This is a genomic window from Kineosporia babensis (assembly GCF_021129305.1).
Classification (GTDB): Bacteria; Actinomycetota; Actinomycetes; order Actinomycetales; family Kineosporiaceae; genus Kineosporia; species Kineosporia babensis.
Map to the genome: position 1 here is coordinate 96,961 of NZ_JAJOMB010000021.1, position 18,476 is coordinate 115,436.

The 18,476-nt window shown below is 70.9% G+C and carries 12 protein-coding genes and 1 tRNA gene; 2 read left to right on the plus strand and 11 right to left on the minus strand.

Annotation, left to right across the window (positions count from 1 at the left end):
• The first annotated feature begins 218 nt into the window (after nucleotides 1-218).
• The gene (locus LR394_RS30955; RefSeq protein ID WP_231448135.1) at nucleotides 219-2,741 is read left to right on the plus strand and encodes an EAL domain-containing protein; all 2,523 of its coding nucleotides are present in this window, start codon (nucleotides 219-221) and stop codon (nucleotides 2,739-2,741) included.
• Between the two features lie 21 nt (nucleotides 2,742-2,762).
• Here the strand turns inward: LR394_RS30955 and LR394_RS30960 are convergent, their stop codons facing one another.
• Together LR394_RS30960 and LR394_RS30965 are read right to left on the minus strand one after the other, a co-directional pair.
• Nucleotides 2,763-4,523 (minus strand): ParB N-terminal domain-containing protein, encoded by a 1,761-nt coding sequence (locus tag LR394_RS30960; protein ID WP_231448136.1) that lies wholly within the window; start codon nucleotides 4,521-4,523, stop codon nucleotides 2,763-2,765.
• A 74-nt stretch (nucleotides 4,524-4,597) separates the two neighbouring features.
• Nucleotides 4,598-4,673 (minus strand) — tRNA-Leu (locus tag LR394_RS30965).
• 87 nt (nucleotides 4,674-4,760) lie between these two features.
• On the opposite strand from LR394_RS30965, the gene fdhD reads away from it, so the two are divergent.
• Nucleotides 4,761-5,624 (plus strand): formate dehydrogenase accessory sulfurtransferase FdhD, encoded by an 864-nt coding sequence (fdhD, locus tag LR394_RS30970; RefSeq protein WP_231448137.1) that lies wholly within the window; start codon nucleotides 4,761-4,763, stop codon nucleotides 5,622-5,624.
• Here fdhD and LR394_RS30975 read toward each other — a convergent pair.
• From LR394_RS30975 to mfd, 9 genes are all read right to left on the minus strand, one after another.
• A complete protein-coding gene (locus LR394_RS30975) occupies nucleotides 5,621-6,553 on the minus strand; it encodes a Ppx/GppA phosphatase family protein (RefSeq protein WP_231448138.1) in 933 nt (310 codons plus the stop codon). The genes fdhD and LR394_RS30975 overlap by 4 nt on opposite strands.
• Nucleotides 6,550-7,080 carry a DUF501 domain-containing protein gene (locus LR394_RS30980; RefSeq protein WP_231448139.1) on the minus strand — a complete coding sequence of 177 codons (531 nt, stop codon included), beginning with the start codon at nucleotides 7,078-7,080 and terminating at the stop codon, nucleotides 6,550-6,552. Before LR394_RS30980 ends, LR394_RS30975 begins: the two co-directional genes overlap by 4 nt.
• Nucleotides 7,077-7,940, minus strand: coding sequence for an FtsB family cell division protein (locus tag LR394_RS42220; protein WP_269330050.1), 864 nt, complete (start codon nucleotides 7,938-7,940; stop codon nucleotides 7,077-7,079). The genes LR394_RS30980 and LR394_RS42220 overlap by 4 nt, the downstream gene beginning before the upstream one ends.
• Nucleotides 7,937-9,220 (minus strand): phosphopyruvate hydratase, encoded by a 1,284-nt coding sequence (eno, locus tag LR394_RS30990; RefSeq protein WP_231448140.1) that lies wholly within the window; start codon nucleotides 9,218-9,220, stop codon nucleotides 7,937-7,939. The genes LR394_RS42220 and eno overlap by 4 nt, the downstream gene beginning before the upstream one ends.
• Nucleotides 9,221-9,381: 161 nt before the next feature.
• A complete protein-coding gene (locus LR394_RS30995) occupies nucleotides 9,382-11,043 on the minus strand; it encodes a DUF885 domain-containing protein (RefSeq protein ID WP_231448141.1) in 1,662 nt (553 codons plus the stop codon).
• A gap of 50 nt (nucleotides 11,044-11,093) precedes the next feature.
• Nucleotides 11,094-11,927 carry a phosphoribosylaminoimidazolesuccinocarboxamide synthase gene (locus LR394_RS31000; protein ID WP_231448142.1) on the minus strand — a complete coding sequence of 278 codons (834 nt, stop codon included), beginning with the start codon at nucleotides 11,925-11,927 and terminating at the stop codon, nucleotides 11,094-11,096.
• A gap of 45 nt (nucleotides 11,928-11,972) precedes the next feature.
• Nucleotides 11,973-13,301, minus strand: a complete 1,329-nt coding sequence (locus LR394_RS43320) for a MazG family protein (RefSeq protein WP_231448143.1) — start codon at nucleotides 13,299-13,301, stop codon at nucleotides 11,973-11,975.
• Complete coding sequence (locus LR394_RS31010) at nucleotides 13,301-13,963, minus strand: SurA N-terminal domain-containing protein (protein WP_231448144.1); 663 nt, start codon at nucleotides 13,961-13,963, stop codon at nucleotides 13,301-13,303. The genes LR394_RS43320 and LR394_RS31010 overlap by 1 nt, the downstream gene beginning before the upstream one ends.
• Before the next feature lie 603 nt (nucleotides 13,964-14,566).
• Nucleotides 14,567-18,160, minus strand: coding sequence for a transcription-repair coupling factor (gene mfd, locus LR394_RS31015; protein ID WP_269330051.1), 3,594 nt, complete (start codon nucleotides 18,158-18,160; stop codon nucleotides 14,567-14,569).
• Between the last annotated feature and the right edge of the window lie 316 nt (nucleotides 18,161-18,476).

Sequence of the window (18,476 nt, forward strand, 5' to 3'; positions counted from 1 at the left end):
GGCAATGCTCCAGTTGCCCCTGTGCGGATTGTGTCGCCATCGCCCCGACCCCGTTACTCTTCAGACCACGTGATTGCACCGTGAGATGTCGGTTTAGGACGTCGCCGGGCCGGGCGGACCGGTGGCGGCGAAGGCGGGAGCTTGGGCGACATGAGGGTTGACCGGACGGGTCTGCCCGACGGGCGTCTCCGGGCACCCCGGCCCTGGTGTGTTCCTACGTGCTGAAGCCCGACCGCCTGGAACCCGCCGGCCTGGCCACCGACGAGGACGTACCCCGGGCCACCGGGCCCGCGAGCCTGCTGAACGGGGCCCGCGCCGCCGGCGCCGGCAACCTTGTCCTGCTCGCCGCGCTGGCCCTGCTGACCGTTCTGATCGGGGTGCACGCCCTGCTGCCGGACGAAGAGGCCGGTCCTTTCGGGGTGCTGATCGGGGTCGGCGCCGTGGCGGTCGGCCTGCTCGGCGTGCTGCTGCACCAGCCGGCCCGGCGCCGCGGCTGGACTCTGCTGCTGGCCGGGACCTTCCTGTGGGTGCTGGGTGACCTGATCCGCACCCTGGAGCCGAGCGTCAGCACGGGTCAGCACCTCGGCGCCTCCGACCTGATCTCGCTGGCCGCCTACCCCCTGCTCGGCCTGGGCACGCTGGACTTCTCCCGGGCCCGGGGTGGCCGCCAGGACCACGGCGCCGTGCTGGACGCGCTGATCGTCACCACCAGTACCGGGGTGGTGCTGGGCATCTTCGTGATCGCCCCGCTGGCCGACAGCTCGACCCTGCCGCTGATGTCCAAGTCGATCGGCGCCGCCTACCCGCTCGGCGACCTGTTCCTGCTCACCGTGCTGGCCCGGCTCTACGCCGTGCCGGGAGCCCGCACCGTCTCGTACGCGCTGCTGGTGATGGGCGTCGGGCTGACCCTGGCCGCGGACGTCGGCTACGAGGTCTCCACCCTGATCTCCTCCAGCCTGCAGTCCAGCCCGCTGATCGACGCCGGCACGCTGGGCGGCTACCTGCTGATCGCCGCGGCGGCGGGCGTGCCGTCGATGCGGATGCTGGCCGACCCGGACCCCTCGGCCCCGGAGGACCGGCTGAGCCGTTCCCGGCAGGCCGCCCTGGTCCTGGCCCTGCTGCTGCCCAACATCGCGCTGCTGGCCGACGGGTTCAACAGCGACGCCCGGCACTGGCAGGTGATCGCGGTCGGGATGCTGCTGATCTGCATCCTGATCCTGGTCCGGATCCTCTGGCTGATCTCCACCGTGCAGGGCCTGGCGGTGGAGTTGCGCGAGCAGGCCCGGGCCGACGGCCTGACCGGCGCCCCGAACCGGCGCACCTGGGACTGGGAGCTGGCCCGCGCCACCGCGATGGCCCGGGAGCACGGCACCACGTTCTGCGTGGCGATGATCGACCTGGACAAGTTCAAGGTCTTCAACGACACCCGTGGGCACCAGGCCGGTGACCTGCTGCTGCGCGAATCGGTGGCCGCCTGGACCGCACAACTTCGTCCCCCGGCGATGCTGGCCCGGTACGGCGGTGAGGAGTTCGCCCTCCTGGCCCCCGGATTCACTCCCCTGCAACTGGCCACCGTGCTGGAGCGGCTGCGCGAGGTAACCCCGTACGAGCAGACGTTCTCGGCCGGGGTGGCCGAATGGGACCCGCTGACCGACCCCGGCGCCGCCGTCGCCGCGGCCGACGAAGCGCTGTACGCGGCCAAGCGAGCCGGCCGCAACCGGGTGGTGATCGCCGGGGACGAGCCGCCACTGGGCCCGCCGACCGGCAAGATCGAGCTCACCTCGATCAACGTCAAGGCCGACCCGATCCGCCCGAACGACGAGTCCAGCCCGCCACTGGCCTCCCGCCGGGGTCGTCGCCGGGTGCACCGGATGCCGAGCTTCACCATGGTCACCCAGCCGATCGTGGACCTGCGGGACCAGCAGGTCTGCGCGCACGAGGCCCTGGCCCGTTTCGACCTGCCCGGCGGCCAGCCGGACAGCAGCCCGCCCGAGACCGGCGAGGTGTTCCGCCAGGCCTACCGCGAGGGCTTCGGCGACCTGCTGGAACTGGCCGCGATCCAGGCCGCGCTGGACCTGCCGGACCGGCCCGCCGGGCACGTGCTCTACGTCAACGCCTCGGCCCGGGCCCTGATGACCGCCCGGATGCGCACCGGCCTGCCGGACGACCTGTCCGGCGTGGTGATCGAGCTCAGCGAGGACCCGGGCGACGTGGACATGAACGACCTGGTCCGGGTGGTGAACGACCTCCGGGACCGGGGCGCCGGGATCGCCCTGGACGACGTCGGGGCGGGCGCCCTGGAGTTCTCCCGGCTGGCCATGCTGCAGCCGGACATGGTCAAGATCGACCGGACGCTGGTGGTCGGCTGTGCTTCCGACCCGGGCCGCACGGCGGTGCTGCGTGGTCTGGTGACGTACGCCCAGGAGCTGAAGGTCCTGCTCTGTGCCGAGGGTCCGGAGACCGCGGCCGACCTGGGACATCTGGCTGCGCTCGGGGTGACTCACGCGCAGGGCAACATCCTGTCCCCGGCCAAGCCCGGCTGGCACCGCGTGCTCACCCCGATCGCCGGGTTCACCTCAGCCCCGGCGCCGGTCCAGCAGCAGACCCCGTACCCAAGCCACCAGCAAGATCAGGGATACCACCGGGCCCGGCCCGCCGAGACCGCGTGGACGTACCGCCCGTCCGGATACGACGATCCCGACTCGACCAGCCCGATCGTGATCATCGACCCGGAAGCCTGACCGGCGTCCCCAGTTATCCGGTTATCCGGCGGACAACCGGTCCACCCGGATCGGCACGAACGGGATCCCGCGTTCCCGGGAGACGGCGATCCGGTGATTGCCGTCGACGATCTCGCCCTGCCGCAGGACCACCGGGTCCAGCGGGATGTTGCCGTCGAAGGCCTCGCGCACGCTGGCCAGCTTGCTGTCGTTCAGCGCCGGGCCGCGGCCGAGCGCGGGCCGGCCCTCCAGTCCTTCCAGCAGATCGGTGCGGACCAGCACGATCCCGTCGCGCGGGGACAGCAGCGCCAGGTCGTCCCCGGTCTCGATCTTCCGGAAGTCGCCGGTCTCCTGCCCGGCGACCAGGAAGTGGTCGTCGTTGCGGGGGAAGGTGGGCCGCAGGTCGAAGTCGGCCTGCTCACCGGTGGCCCGGTCCTCGAAGATGCCGTCGACGAACGTGACTTCGCGATCAGTACCGGCCACCCGGAAGATCTGCGGCTCGTTCAGGTCGGTGAACTGGGCCTCCAGCCGGGCTCCGCTGGCCTTGTGGATGAAGACCCCGGGCTCGGCCGGCTCGAGCCGGTCCGCCCCGCGCAAGGTGGGAGCGAAGTCGTCGTCATCGAACGGACCGCTCCGTGAGCGATCGCCCCCGGAGGACCCGGAAGCGCCGGAAGGCGACGCCGGCTCCCCGGCCCCGTCACCCCGCCCACGACGTCCCCCGGCCAGTCCGGCCAACCCCGCTGCTCCGGCCAGACCAGCAGCACCGGCCACCGCCCCCGCGTCGAACTCGTCGCCCGCGGCCACCTGATTCACGGTTTCCGCACCGGCTTCCAACCCGGCGTCCCTGCCTGCGTCCTTGAGGACGTCTCGGGTTCCGGGACCGACAGCCCGGGCAGGCACTGCCGAGGAAGCAACATCGGCGAGTGGACCGTCCACTGTTCTGGCAGTTCCCGCGCCGACCCCGGCGGCGACCTCCGCGCCGCCCTTGACCGCTCCCCCACCGGCCCGGAACAACGAGCCCCCGGGGATCAGCGTGGCCAACCCGAGCAGAAACGTCCCTAGTTCGAACTCGCCGTTGGCTATCGCGCCGACCTGTGAGATCAGGAACAGGGCCCCGCTGAGCAGCGCCCCGACCACCGGGAAGAACACCGCGACGACGGCGATCAGCAGGCCGAGCAGGATCTCGACGAAGGGGAACTCTTTGAAGAAGTCCCCGATCTTCTGGAAGATGTTGCGCTCCGGAATCGCCTCCCCCGCAGCCCGGTCCAGGGTCTCGGAGGCTTGCGCCTGAGCGTTCTCGCGCAGCGTGCGGGCCTGCTCGGCCAGGCTCCGGGCCGCACTCAGCTCGGCCTGGCCGGACTCGGTCGCAGCCTCGGTACGCCGCGCGGCGGCCCGGGCATCCTCGGTGGCGTCGGGAGCGAGCGGGGCCGGAGCAGCCTGGTTCGCCGCCGGCGCAGCCGCCTGAGCCCGGTCCACCGCCTGGTCAAACGTGGTCTGGGCATCTTCCAGGCGAGGGATGTACTCCCGGTAGGCCCGGGCCGCCTCCTGGTAGGAGGTGGCGGTCTTGCGCAGCTTGTCGGGCAGGTCCTCGCCGATCATCTCGGCGAGCTTGTCCATCGCCGAGCCCCGGCCGCTCTCCAGCGCCCCACCCTTGCGCAGGATGTTCAGGGCGCTCTCGGCCGCATCCCCGATGTCGGAATAACGCTGCAGGACGCCACGGATCAGCTCCGGATCGCCCGGAGTGGGGTCGGCGGACATCCCGACCAGCTCGAAAGCCTCGGGACTCGCGTGCCTGCGCGCCATGTATCCGCCCTACCCCGGAGAACCAGTTCCCCCGACATACGAGACAGCCGGTGCTCAGGGTTCAGCCAGTGCGGTGGTGCCCCCGACGGGATTCGAACCCGTACTCGAGCGCTTTTAAGGCGCCTGCCTCTGCCGTTGGGCTACGAGGGCCTGTGCACAGGTTATTCGGTCGGCCGGGGGTGCTGCGGGCGGTCCCGCTCACAGCTGAACTCTCAGGGCAGGCTTACGCTGGAGGGTATGGGACATCTCGTCGATCGCCGCCGGGTGGTTCGGGTGCGTGGGGCCGGAAGCCCTCAGGCCTCCTCGACCGCCCGCCCCGACCAGCTCGCGGTGGAGGCGCCGCTGACGCTCAAGGTCGGTGAGCAGACCATCGCCACCACGATGCGCACGCCGGGGCACGACCTCGAACTCGCGCTGGGCTGGCTGGTGGCAGAGGGGGTGGCGCGTTCCTCGAGCGATCTCACCGAACTGACGTCGTGCGATGCCGACACGGTACGCATCGGGCTGGCCGCCGGGGTTCCGGTCCCCCAGGCGCGGCTCGGGGCTACCTCCAGCGCCTGCGGCGTGTGCGGGAGCGATTCGATCGCAGAGGTGCTCGCCCGGCGTCCAGTTGTGGGGCCGGTCACCCTCCCAATCATGGATGCAGACGGTAACCGGACGCTGTCGGTGGAACCTTTGATCGACGCGGGGCTTCTGGTCTCGTTGCCGGACCGGTTGCGCGAGGCGCAGCGGGCTTTCGATCGCACGGGTGGGCTGCACGCGGCGGGGTTGTTCAGCGCGCAGGGCGAACTGCTGTGCGTGCGGGAGGACGTAGGCCGGCACAACGCGGTGGACAAGGTGATCGGCTGGGCGCTGACCCACGGTCTGCTGCCCGCCAAGGAGACGGTGCTGCAGGTCAGCGGGCGGGCCTCGTTCGAGCTCACGCAGAAGGCGACGATGGCCGGGATCCCGCTGCTGTCGGCAGTTTCCGCGCCTTCCACGCTGGCCGTCGACCTGGCCGACGAGGCCGGGCTGACCCTGGCCGGTTTCGTGCGGGGCGACTCGATGAACCTCTACACGCACCCGGATCGGGTACGCGTAGAGGTTCCCGCGCCCGTCTAGGCCAGGCCCCAGGCCATCCCGTCGAGGATGTCGTGCTCGGAGGTGACCTGCTTGGTCACCATGCCGGTGGCCTGCATCCGCTCGGTGATCCGCCGCCAGACCAGGGCCCCGGCGCCGATCACGTCCACCCGGCCCGGGTGCATGTACGGCAGGGCGGCCCGCTGCTCGCGGGGCATCTCCAGCAGCTCGGTGCAGGCGGCCTGAACCTGGTCCAGGGTGAGCGTGGCGCCGTGGATCGCCTTCGGGTCGTACTCGCTCAGGCCGAGGGCGTGCGCCGTCACGGTGGTGATCGTGCCGGCCACGCCGACCAGCGTGCGCGCCTCCTCCAGCACCACCTTCTCGCTGACCTGGGCCAGCGCGGCGTCGATGTCGGCGGTGGCGGCGGCCACCTCCTCGGCGGTCGGCGGGTCGCTGCGCAGGTGCCGCTCGGTCATCCGGACACAGCCGATGTTCACCGAGATCGCGCTCTGCACATGCTGTTCGCCGAGCACGAACTCGGTCGAGCCGCCGCCCAGGTCGACCACCAGGAACGGCGCGTCGTGCCCGTCGGCCAGCCCACCGGTGGCCCCGGTGAACGAGAGCTCGGCCTCTTCCGAGCCGGGGATCACCTCCGGCTCGACCCCGAGCGCCTCACGGATGCCCTGCACGAAGACCTTGCGGTTACGGGCGTCCCGGGTGGCCGAGGTGGCCACGAACCGGATCGCGTGCACCTCGTGCTGGTGGCACAGGTCGGCGTAACGCCGGGCCACCTCGAGCGTGCGGTCCATCGCATCCGGGCTGATCTCCCCGGTCTGGTCCACCCCCTGGCCCAGCCTCACGATCTCCATCCGGCGCTCGACGTCGACCAGAGTGCCGCGGCTGCGGCTCATGTCGGCGATCAGAAGCCGGATCGAGTTGGTGCCGCAGTCGATCGCAGCAACCCTCGTCATCTTTCCTCCACTCCGCAGGGCCCTCTCTCCCACCAGCACGGCAGAGCATCGAGAACCTCGTCCCCCAGCGGATTCACCCCTCGTCCGGCGGCCAGTGCGTGGGCCGCGTAGACGTGCAGGCACTTGACCCGCTCGGGCATGCCCCCGGCACTGACGCCGGCGATCTCGGGCACCTCGGCGAGCTCGGCCCGCCGCTGGAGGTAGTCCTCGTGCGCCCGGCGCTGGGCGGCTGCCAGGTCCGGATCCTCGGCGATCCGGGCCGTCATCTCCTTCATCAGTCCCGAGGCCTCGAGCGTGCCGATGGCACCGGCGGCCTTGGGACAGGTGAGGTAGTACATGGTGGGGAACGGGGTGCCGTCGTCCAGCCGGGGATAGGTCTGGACCACGTCGGGCTGGCCGCAGGGGCAGCGGGCGCCGACGGCGACCACGTTGCGGGCGGGACGCTTGAGCTGACGATGCACGGCCGCCAGGTCCTCGTCGGTGACCGGGGTGGGGCCCGCGTCGCGCTGGGCCTCGGCGGCACTCACGGCACCACCGTGGTGGCCTGGGCTTCGCCTGCGGCCCCAGCGGCCTCGGCGGAGAGCCAGATACTGGAGAACCACGAGCGGTTACCGGTGGGAACGGTCTCTTGCGTACCGGTTTCCGGGGTCTCGGAGTCGGTTCCGGGATCCGTCACGCGGTAACCGGTTTCGCCGGGCATCACATAGCCCAGCCGGGCCCGGGCCTGGGCTCGCACGTATTCGTCGTCCTTCCAGCGTTCTTGCTGCTTCTCCAGCTCGGCCACGTCCTGGGTGGCCTGCGCGACCTCGGCCCGGGTGGCCTCCAGCTCCGAGCGCTGCCCCAGCCACTTCTCGAAGTAGGGCAGGATCAGCAGCGCGAGCATCACCCCGACCGCACCGAGAACCCAGACCGGGCGCCCGCTTCCGACCCCGAAGCCGCGCTTGCGGGTGCCACGCCCGGCCGCCGCGGCGCGGGGCCGGGCCGATCCGGGGCGGGTGCTGGTGGAGCGCAGGCCGCCTGAACGGCTGGCCGTGGTGCGGGTGCGGTTCTTGTGCGGGGAGCGCGAGATCGGGGAGCCGGCGGCCATCGTGCGGGCACGTTGCTTGGCGGCGGCGCGCTTCTTCTTCGCCGCGGCGGACGCGGCGGCGCGCTCTTGAGCGGAGACGCCTTCCGGGCGCCGAGGCGCCTTCTTGGCGGCAGCGGTCTTCTTGGGCGCGGTCTTCTTCAGCGGCTGCGACTGAGCCGCAGCCTTTTTCGGGGCGGCCTTCTTGTACGGCGCCTTACCGGCGGCCTTGGTGCCGTCTCCCCGCGCCCGGGACGCACGAGGGGTGCCCGAGGGATCCGAGGATCCGCCGGAACCGGGCGCGGGGGGACGGCGAGGGCTCATCGGTGAGCGAACCGCGGGAACGCGCCGGCGCCGGCGTACACCGCAGCGTCGTCGAGCTCTTCCTCGATGCGCAGCAGCTGGTTGTACTTGGCCACCCGGTCCGAGCGGGCCGGGGCACCGGTCTTGATCTGGCCGCAGTCGGTGGCGACCGCCAGGTCGGCGATCGTGGTGTCCTCCGTCTCACCGGAACGGTGGCTCATCATGCAGCGGTAGCCGTTGCGGTGGGCCAGCGCGACCGCGTCGAAGGTCTCGGTCAGCGTGCCGATCTGGTTCACCTTGACCAGCAGCGCGTTCGCCGCGCCGGTCTCGATGCCCTGCTGCAGGCGGGCCGGGTTGGTGACGAACAGGTCGTCGCCGACGATCTGCACCTTGGAGCCGACCTCGGTGGTCAGGGCGGTCCAGCCCTCCCAGTCGCTCTCGTCCAGCGGGTCCTCGATCGAGACCAGCGGGTAGTCGCGGACCAGACTCGCGTAGAACTCGACCATCTCGGCCGAGGAGCGCTTGCCGCCCTCGAACGAGTAGACGCCCTCGCTGTGGAACTCGGTGGCGGCCACGTCCAGGGCCAGGCCCAGGTCGGTGCCGAGCACGTAACCGGCCTTGTCGATCGCGGTGGCGATCAGCTCCAGGGCCTCCTTGGTGCCGGCCACGCTCGGGGCGAAGCCGCCCTCGTCGCCCAGACCGGTGGAAAGGCCCTGGGCCTTCAGCACCGACTTCAGCGAGTGGTAGACCTCGGCCCCCATCCGCAGCGCTTCCTTGAAGGACGGCGCGCCGAACGGGGCGATCATGAACTCCTGCACGTCCACACCGCTGTCGGCGTGCGCGCCACCGTTGACGATGTTCATCATCGGAACGGGGAGGATGTGCGCGTTCGGGCCGCCCAGGTAGCGGAACAGCGGCAGCTCGGCCGACTCGGCGGCGGCCTTGGCCACGGCCAGCGAGGCACCCAGGATGGCGTTGGCGCCCAGGGTGCCCTTGTTGTCGGTGCCGTCCAGGTCGAGCATCGCCTGGTCGATCATCCGCTGGTCGCTGGCCTCGAAGCCGAGCAGTGCGGGCTGGATCTGGTCGAGCACGGCGTTGACCGCGTTCTCGACGCCCTTGCCCAGGTAGCGCTTCTTGTCACCGTCGCGGCGCTCGACCGCCTCGAAGGCGCCGGTGGAGGCACCCGAGGGAACTGCGGCGCGGGCGATGGTGCCGTCGTCCAGGGCGACCTCGACCTCGACGGTGGGGTTGCCCCGGGAGTCGAGGATCTCGCGGGCGCCGACGGCCTCAATACTTGCCATGCTTCGTGCTCCTGCTCGTCTCACGGTAGGCCGGACCGATGCGTCCGGCGACATGTCTGACCGTTACGTCTACGGAACGGAGCCTATCGCCAGCCACCCGCGCCGCCCCTCACCCGGGGGCCGGTGTCCGCGGGCCGATGGTCCTGCTGTTCACCAGGTATTCAGTCCAGTTGGAGAAGGGTGCGCAGGTGGCGGGGCGGCGGTGCCCCGTGCGCCAGGATCTCGTCGTTCACCTCACGGCGCGAGCGGTCCGGGTTGGCCGAGCCGAGCCGGGCGGCCAGGTCGCGGATCTCCCGGTGCCCGACGTAGTAGGCGGACAGCTGGGTGGAGGTGAGCAGGGCCCGGCGCCATTTGCCCGCGGCCTCGCCCGGTTCCTGGTGCCCACGCGCGGTCATCAGCTGCAGCGCCTCGTCCTCGGTCATCCCGTGCGCGTGCACCCGGACGTCCAGGATCGCGTTGATGGCGCTGCGCAGGGCCATCTTCAGCGACATCAGCCGCAGCCAGTCGTCGTCCTGGCCGCCCAGGCCGAGCCCGGCCGAGGAGATCAGTTCCTCGGCGTACACGGCCCAGCCCTCGGTGAACGTCTCGCTGCGGATGGCGGTGCGCACCGGGGTTCCGCCGCGGTAGCCGGTGGCGTGGGCCAGTTGCAGCGCATGGCCCGGAATTCCCTCGTGCACGGCCAGATTCCGCAGCATGTGGCCGTTGTACTCGCGCCGCAGACCGGCGTCGTTCAGGCTCGGGGCGACTGCGAAGAAGGTGGGCAGCAGCCCGTCCGCGGCACCCGGCTCGAGCGGGCCGGGCGGGTCGCAGTAGGCCACGATGCCGGCCCGGGCCGGAGGTACCTCGATCACCTGGATCGGCACCGGCAGCAGGGTGACCAGGTCGAGCTCGCGGACCCGGTCGGTGATCAGGGTCAGGGCCTGTTCGCAGAGTGCGCGCACCCCGTCGGCGGCGATCGGGGCGGTGTCGGCGGCCTGGTCCAGCACCTCACGGACCAGCGTGGCGCTCATCGGCCGGCCGCTGATCCGCACCGCCAGCTCGGCGATCTCCTCCTCGATCCCCTGCAGGTCGCTCTCGGCCCTGGTGAGCAGGGCGTCCGGGCTGGTCTCGGTGTCCAGCGTGTACCAGAGCCGGGCGGCATAGTTCAGCTCACCGAGCCGGGCCTCGCCGTCGCTGACCGGCAACTGCGCCTGCAACCAGTGGACGTGTCGCTCCAGGGCTTCCAGCGCGTCCTGGCGGGCCTGGCGCACCGGCCCGGCCAGCGACTCGTCCTGTTCCAGCAAGGGTTCCAGGTCGTCGGTGAGCAACGGCACCGTGCCCCGGGCCCGCTCGATCGCGGTCTGCACATGGATCCGGGGCATGTCGTGCAGCACCGAGCGAGCCTGTTCCAGCCGGGCCGGCACGTGGGTCAGGCGGGCGTTCAGGGCCCGCAGCCGATCCGGCACCGGGCCGTCCCGGGTGATCAGCGGGTAGAGGCCGTCGGCGGGCAGGTGCAGCAGCGGGTCGGTCTCGAACCGGCGCAGCTCGGTCTGTTCCCACAGCGTGCCGCTGACCCGGGTGCGCAGGATCTCCAGGTCCACCCGGTCGTCCGGGGTGAGCGCGGTGTCGTCCACCTCGTCCAGCGCGGACAACGCGTCCACCAGCATCGAGGCCCGGCCGATGGTGGCCTCGACGGTCAGCTCGGTGGTGCGCTCGTCGTAACGGTGCTCGCCCAGCTCGGTGGCCGATTCGGGAGCGGCCTCGAGCAGGGCGTCCAGCACCTTCGTGGCGGCGTCACGGAACCGGGCCGTGACGATCGGGTCCTCACCGTGCTGCTCGCGCATGCACCCCATCGTGCCGCACGAAGTGGCCCGCCAGCCTCTCGAGGGGCGAATTACCAGCGGTTGCCGGTGATCCGCTCGTACACGTCCACGTACAGCGCGCGGGTCTTCTCGACGATCTCCTCGGGAATCTCCGGACCGGGGTACGTCTTGTCCCAGCCGCTGGTCAGCGACCAGTCCCGGACGAACTGCTTGTCCCACGACTTCTGCGGCCCGCCCGGGGTCCAGGTGTCAGCCGGCCAGAACCGCGAGGAGTCGGAGGTGAGCACCTCGTCGCCGAGCACCAGTTCGCCCGCGGCGTCCAGACCGAACTCCAGCTTGGTGTCGGCGATGATCACGCCGCTGCGGGCGGCGATCTCGGCGCCCCGGGTGTAGACGGCCAGGGTGAGCTCACGCAGCCGGTCGCTCAGGTCGGCGCCCTGCTGGGCCACCACCTCGTCGTAGGTCATGAACTCGTCGTGGCCCTCGGAGGCCTTGGTGGTGGGGGTGAACACCGGTTCGGGCAGCTTCGAGCCCTCGACCAGGCCGGCCGGCAGTTGCACCCCGGAGATCGCCTGGTCGCGGCGGTACTCCTCGAGGCCGAGGCCGGCCAGGTAGCCGCGGGCGATGCACTCGACCGGGATCATCGTGAGCTTCTTGCACCGCACGGCCCGGCCGGCCCACTCCTCGGGGACGTCGGTGGCCGAGACGATGTGGTGCGGCACCAGATCTTTCAGCTGGTCGAACCACCAGAGCGAGAGCTGGGTCAGGATCTTGCCCTTGTCCGGCACCGGGGTGGGCAGGACCACGTCGTAGACCGAGACCCGGTCGGAGGCGACCAGGATGATGTCGTCGCCGTCGGCGTAGACGTCACGCACCTTGCCGGAGTGGAGCAACTGCGGGCTCATCGGGAACTGCCTTTCGGTTCTGGCGGTCTTTCGCAGGCGGACAACCTATAGCTCCGGTGGGACCATCCGGCCCAGAGCCGCCCGCAGCGCGGCCTCGGCGTCCTCGTTGCCCGCCCGGGCCAGCACCACCACCCGCAGCAGTGCGGCGGCCAGTTCGTCGCCCTTGGCCGCCTGCTCGATCGCCTCGTCCAGGTCGACCCCGGCGCGGGCCAGCCGGCCGAGCATCTTCTGGGCCTTGGCCAGCGCGGGCAACGTGGCCGGGATGCCCTCGAAGCCCTGCCGGCCGCTCTTCTCCTCGGCCTTCAACGCCTCCCAGGACTGCTCCACCTCGGCCGCCGATCCGGCCGGGGCGTCGGCGAACACGTGCGGGTGCCGCCGGACCAGCTTGGCCACGATCCCCGCGGACACCTCGTCGATCCCGAAGTCCGAGGTCTCCTGCGCCACCCGGGCGTGGAACATCACCTGCAGCAACAGGTCGCCGAGCTCTTCCTGCAGGTGGGCCGGATCTTCCGACTCCACCGCCTCGATCACCTCGTGCGCCTCCTCCAGCAGGTAGGGCAGCAGCGAGGTGTGGGTCTGCTCGGCGTCCCACGGGCAGCCGCCGGGCGAGCGCAGCGTGTCCATCACCGAGACCAGGTCGAGCAGCCGGGCGCCGGGCAGATCGTAGGAGCCGGTGATCACCTCGACCTCGGGCGGCAGGGCGGCGACCGCGCGGCGGGACAGGTGCTCGGCCAGCGCATCGGTCAGGCCGGGATCGCCGTCGTCGCTGCCCCACCACACCAGTTCGCGGCCTCCGGAGGCATCGACCACCAGGCGGCCGGCTCGCTCACCGACCGAGAGCGCGGCCACGTCCTCAGGCACGACGCCGGCCTCGGCGAAGGCATCCAGCCAGGCCGGGTCGGGGTCGGCGGCGAGTACCGCGTCGGCTACCCGAAGTCGTTGCCAGGCGGGAAAACTCAGCAGGCCGGGGGCAGTGCGTGGGGTGGTCAGCAAGAGGACGATGCGGCCGGTTGCGGGGACGGCTGCACCTTCCGGGGTAGCCAGGTTCTCGGACGCCAGAGTTGGCTCAGCTGAGTCCTTCGCCGCCGGAATTGGCGTGGCCGGGCTCTCGGCCGCCCGAGTCGGCATGGCCGGATTCTCGGCCGCCAGACTCGGCACGGTCGAGTCCTCCGCCGCCCGCGTCGGCACAGCCGAGTCCTCCGCCACCCGAGTCGGCACGGCCGAGTTCCCGGTCGCCGAAGTTGGCGCGGCCGGGTCCTCGGCCGCCGGAATTGGCACGGCCGAGTTTTCGAGCGCGGCCGAGTTTTCGAGCGCGGCTGACGGTGCGTCCGGCCGGGCCGGGGTGGCCCCGCCGGACGGTTGTTCCGGAGCCACTACGGCGCGGGGCTCGCGTCGGGAACCGGCGCCTCGGTGCCGGGCTCACCAGCACCAGGCTGATCGGTGCCGGGCTGACCAGCGCCGGGCTGACCGGTGGTCGGGTCCTCAGCCGCAGGCTGGGCGGCCTCCAGCCAGTCCGGCCGGGACTGGGTGATGGTGAAGGTGCTGTAGTCGATGCCGTTGCCGTAGCGCGGGTTGATGTGCACGCCCTGCGACTTCAGCTCCTGCTCGATGTCGGCGTAGGTGGCGGCGATCTGATCGGCTGCGCGGTCGGTCTGCAGCGCGGAGTTGGCCAGGTTGGCCTGCCAGACCTGGACCCCGGCCTCGCTCAGGTCTTCCGAGGCGATGCTGCCGGACGAGGAGATGTCCAGCCGGGCGTCCTGCTCGGAGACGCCACGATTGAGGCCGGCGGCGGCATCGGCCAGATAGGGCTGCAGGATGAGCAGATTCAGGATCTGCGCCTGGGTGACCCCGGCGTCCTGCCCGACCAGCGGCAGGATGTCGGTGTACCCGTTCTGCACGTCGGCCACGGAGATCCGGCGGTCACCGATGACTGCCGCAGCTCCGGCCTGACTGCTGCCGCAGCCGGAGAGAGTCACGGCAAGAACGGCGGCCGTACCGGCCACAAGAGCGCCCACCCGGCGCCGGGTCGCAATCACGCACGCGATGCTATCGCCCGGCTACGACAGAACGGGGTGCCAGGGGTGACCTTCACAACAAATCCCAACAATGGACGCTCGTGGCGCCCCGGCGACGAACGTCGCCGACCAGCGACTCACCTGAGGTGACAGCGACCGGGAACGCGCTGGACATGAAACCGGCCGGACGCCCGCCGCTCCGTACGAGCCGGACGCCGACGGGGTTGGCGCGGGCCAAGGGCCGGGCGCCTGACACGGGCCAGCGCGGCTAGGGCCGAAGCCGGCCGGGGGCGTAAATCGCCGGTTCCGAGATGTGTGTACACCGCGTACCAGGTGACCGATGTGTACACACATCACGAAGGCCCTCGCGGCCGGGCCACGCGCGGTAACCACCGCTACTCCGAGCAATCCGACCTGCTGGCGCACCGATCAAGCTCAGCCGCTGAGGGTAAATGTCCCTGGGGCAACCGCCCACGGGGCATGTCCTCGGAGTGAATGTCCCCGACCACCACACCGGTGACTGGCAAAACCCAGGCCCGCACGGAGTATGTCCCCGGCCAGCGGCCCGAGGTGCCCCAGGCACCCCAGGCCGCACAGCCGTTCATCCAGATCTTGTTCTTGCTTTTACTTGCGGGTGCCCACCGCGGAGGCCGCCCGCACCGACGACAGCAGCACCGACTCGATGAACTCGCGAGCCCAGTTCAGCACCGCGACGTCGCGCAACGGCCGCCCACCGATCCGGGCCGTGGTCGGCCCCGGAACCAGAACCGTCTTCGTGGCCGGCTTGTCCTGGGTGCCGGGGTAGAGCCGGTGCAGGCGCATCCGGGCGGAGTCGGGCAGGTCGATCGGGCCGAAGCGGATCGCCTTGCCCATTGTGGCGATCTCGCTGAGGTTGGCCTGACGGGCCAGGATCCGCAGCCGGGCGACCTCGAGCAGGTTGGTGACCACTTCCGGAAGCGGGCCGTAGCGGTCGATCAGCTCGGCCTTGACCGCGTCCAGGGCCTCGTCGGAGGAGACCTCGGCGAGCTTACGGTAGGCCTCCAGGCGCAGCCGCTCGTCGGGCAGGTAGGCGGTGGGCAGGTGGGCATCGACCGGAAGGTCGATCTTGACCTCCTGGTACTCCTGCTCGTTCTCGCCGCGGAACTCCGCCACGGCCTCGCCGACCAGCCGGATGTACAGGTCGAACCCGACGCCTGCGATGTGCCCGGACTGCTCGCCGCCGAGCAGGTTTCCGGCGCCGCGGATCTCCAGGTCCTTCATCGCCACCCGCATCCCGGCGCCCAGGTCGGTGTTCGCCGCAATCGTCTGCAGGCGGTCCAGAGCGGTTTCGGTGAGCGGCTTCTCGCTGGGGTACAGGAAGTACGCGTAGGCCCGTTCGCGACCCCGGCCGACCCGCCCACGCAGCTGGTGCAGCTGCGAAAGACCCATCATGTCAGCGCGTTCCAGGATCAGCGTGTTGGCGTTGGAGATGTCCAGGCCGGTCTCGATGATCGTGGTGCAGACCAGGACGTCGAAGCGCTTCTCCCAGAAGTCGACCATCACCTGCTCGAGCTGGTGCTCGCCCATCTTGCCGTGGGCGGTGGCGATCCGGGCCTCCGGAACCAGCTCGTGCAGCCGGGCGGCGGTGCGGTCGATCGACTCCACCCGGTTGTGGATGAAGAAGACCTGGCCCTCGCGCAGCAGTTCCCGGCGGATCGCGGCGGAGATCTGCCGCTCGTCGTAGCCACCCACGAAAGTCAGCACCGGGTGCCGCTCTTCGGGCGGGGTGGCGAGCGTGGACATCTCGCGGATCCCGGTGACCGCGAGCTCGAGGGTACGCGGGATCGGGGTGGCGCTCATCGCCAGCACGTCGACGTTGGTGCGCAGCTGCTTCAGCCGCTCCTTGTGCTCGACGCCGAAGCGCTGTTCCTCGTCGATCACCACCAGACCGAGGTCCTTGAACTTGATCTCGCTGGTCAGCAGCCGGTGGGTACCGATCACCACGTCGACCGAGCCGTCGGTGATGCCCTCCTTGACGGCGCGGGCGTCGGCCTCGGTGGAGAAGCGGGACAGGCCCTTGACGTTGACCGGGAAGTTGACGTAGCGCTCGACGAAGGTGTCCAGGTGCTGCTGGACCAGTAGCGTGGTCGGCACCAGCACGGCCACCTGCTTGCCGTCCTGCACCGCCTTGAACGCCGCGCGGACCGCGATCTCGGTCTTGCCGTAGCCGACGTCGCCACAGATCAGCCGGTCCATCGGGACCGTCTTCTCCATGTCCTGCTTGACCTCTTCGATGGTCACCAGCTGGTCGGGCGTCTCCACGTAGGCGAACGCGTCCTCCAGCTCGCGCTGCCAGGGGGTGTCCGGGGCGAAGGCGTGCCCGGAGGTGGCCATCCGGGCGCTGTAGAGCTGGATCAGCTCGCCGGCGATCTGCTTGACCGCCTTGCGAGCGCGGCCCTTGGTCTTGGCCCAGTCCGAGCCGCCGAGCTTGTTCAGGCTGGGCTGCTCACCGCCCACGTACCGGGTGACCTGGTCGAGCGCGTCGGTCGGCACGAAGAGACGGTCGCCGGGCTGACCGCGCTTGCTCGGCGCGTACTCGATCACCAGGTACTCGCGGGTGGCCCCGGCCACGGTGCGCTGCACCAGCTCGACGAACTTGCCCACGCCGTGCTGCTCGTGCACCACGTTGTCGCCGGTGCTCAGCTGCATCGGGTCGACCACGTTCTTGCGGCGCGCCGGCATCCGGCGCATGTCCTTGGTGGTCGAGCCCGGGGCGCTGCCGCCGGTCAGATCGGTCTCGGTGAGGACGGCGAGCTTGAGTTCGGAAGCGATCAGGCCCTGGTTGAGGCGGCCGGTTCCTACTGCCACAACTGAGGACGCCGGTGGCTGGGAAAGATCGTCGGTCGCGGTTGCGGCGAGGTCGGCTTCGGTGAGCATCTCGACCACCCGGCGGGCCAGACCACTGCCCTCGGTGATCACCACGACCCGCCAGCCCTCGTGCAGCCAGCCGGTGATGTCTTCCAGGGTCTTCTCGCGGTCGCCGCGGTAGGGCTCGGGGGCGACGATCTCGGGGACGAAGACGACCGCGCCCTCGTCACCCTCGTCATGGGCGGCCTGACCGGTCTCGTCCAGGCCGAACGGGGAGATCGTCCACCAGGGCAGGTTCAGTTTCAGGGCGTGGGCCCGGACGTCGGCCAGGGTCCAGAACGAGCCGGTGCCCAGGATCGGCTCCAGGTCGACCGGGACGGCGCTGCCCGCGGCCGCGCTGAGCCAGCTCGCCTGCAGGAACTCCTCGCTGGTGGCGACCAGGTCGTGGGCCCGGGCGCGGATCCGCTCCGGATCGGCCAGCACCACGTGGGTATGCTCGGGCAGCACGTCCAGCACCGATTCCATGGCGTCGACCAGGACCGGGGTGAGCGACTCCATGCCCTCGACGGCCACGCCCGCGGCGACCTTGCCGAGCAGGTCGGCCACGCCGGGCAGGCGCTCGGCCAGCTCGGCCGCCTTGGTCTTGACCTCCTCGGTCAGCAGGAGCTCACGGCAGGGCGGGGCCCACAGCCCGGACTCCGCCACCTGCAGGCTGCGCTGGTCGGCGACCGCGAAGTAGCGGATCTCCTCGACCTCGTCACCCCAGAACTCCACCCGCAGGGGGTGCTCCTCGGTGGGCGGGAAGACGTCCAGGATGCCGCCGCGCACGGCGAACTCCCCGCGCCGCTCCACCAGGTCGGTACGGCTGTAGGCGGCCGCGGCCAGGCGCTCGACCACGTCGGTCAGCTCGGCCTCCTGGCCGGAGTGCAGCGCCACCGGCTCCAGGTCGCCCAGCCCGCGGACCACCGGCTGCAGCACCGCGCGCACCGGGGCGACCACCACCTGCAGGGCGCCGTGCTCATCCTGCTCGGGGTGGGCCAGGCGGCGCAGCACGGCGATCCGGCGGCCCACCGTGTCGCTGCGGGGGCTCAGGCGCTCGTGCGGCAGGGTCTCCCAGGCGCCGAACTCCGCCACAGCATGTTCGGGCAGGAAGCAGCGCAGCGCGGCGGCCAGGTCTTCGGCCTCACGGCCGGTGGCGGTGATCGCCAGCACGGTGCGCCCGGCGCCGGCGATCCCGGCGGTCAGGGGGGCGCGCAGCCCTGGCGGGCCGGTCAGATCGAGGAGCGGTTCGCCGCCTTCGCGGGCGATCCGCAGGACTTCGCTCACGGCGCGGTCGGCGCCGATCAGGTCGAGGATTCCGGTGAGGCTCATGGCTCCGGTGACTTGACGCAGGGTTTTTCCGAACAGCACAACGCGCCGGGCTGCGCGGGCAGTCCGGGCCGTTGTCAGCTTACGGCGATTTCCGGGACGAGGCGGCGGGTCCGGCCCGGTCCGCCCGGCCGCGATTTGTGCAGGCAGTGCGGTCGAGGGCGGATTTCGGGCAGGTTCGGGCGCCGAAAATGAACGACATCTGGCGGACATCTGCGCTTGCTGGGGTGGCACTCTTCCGGCCATCAGAATTCTTGGATCTGGCGCAAACCGGTGCGACTCATAAAATGATCCGGATCCGGAAACGCACTCGGCACGG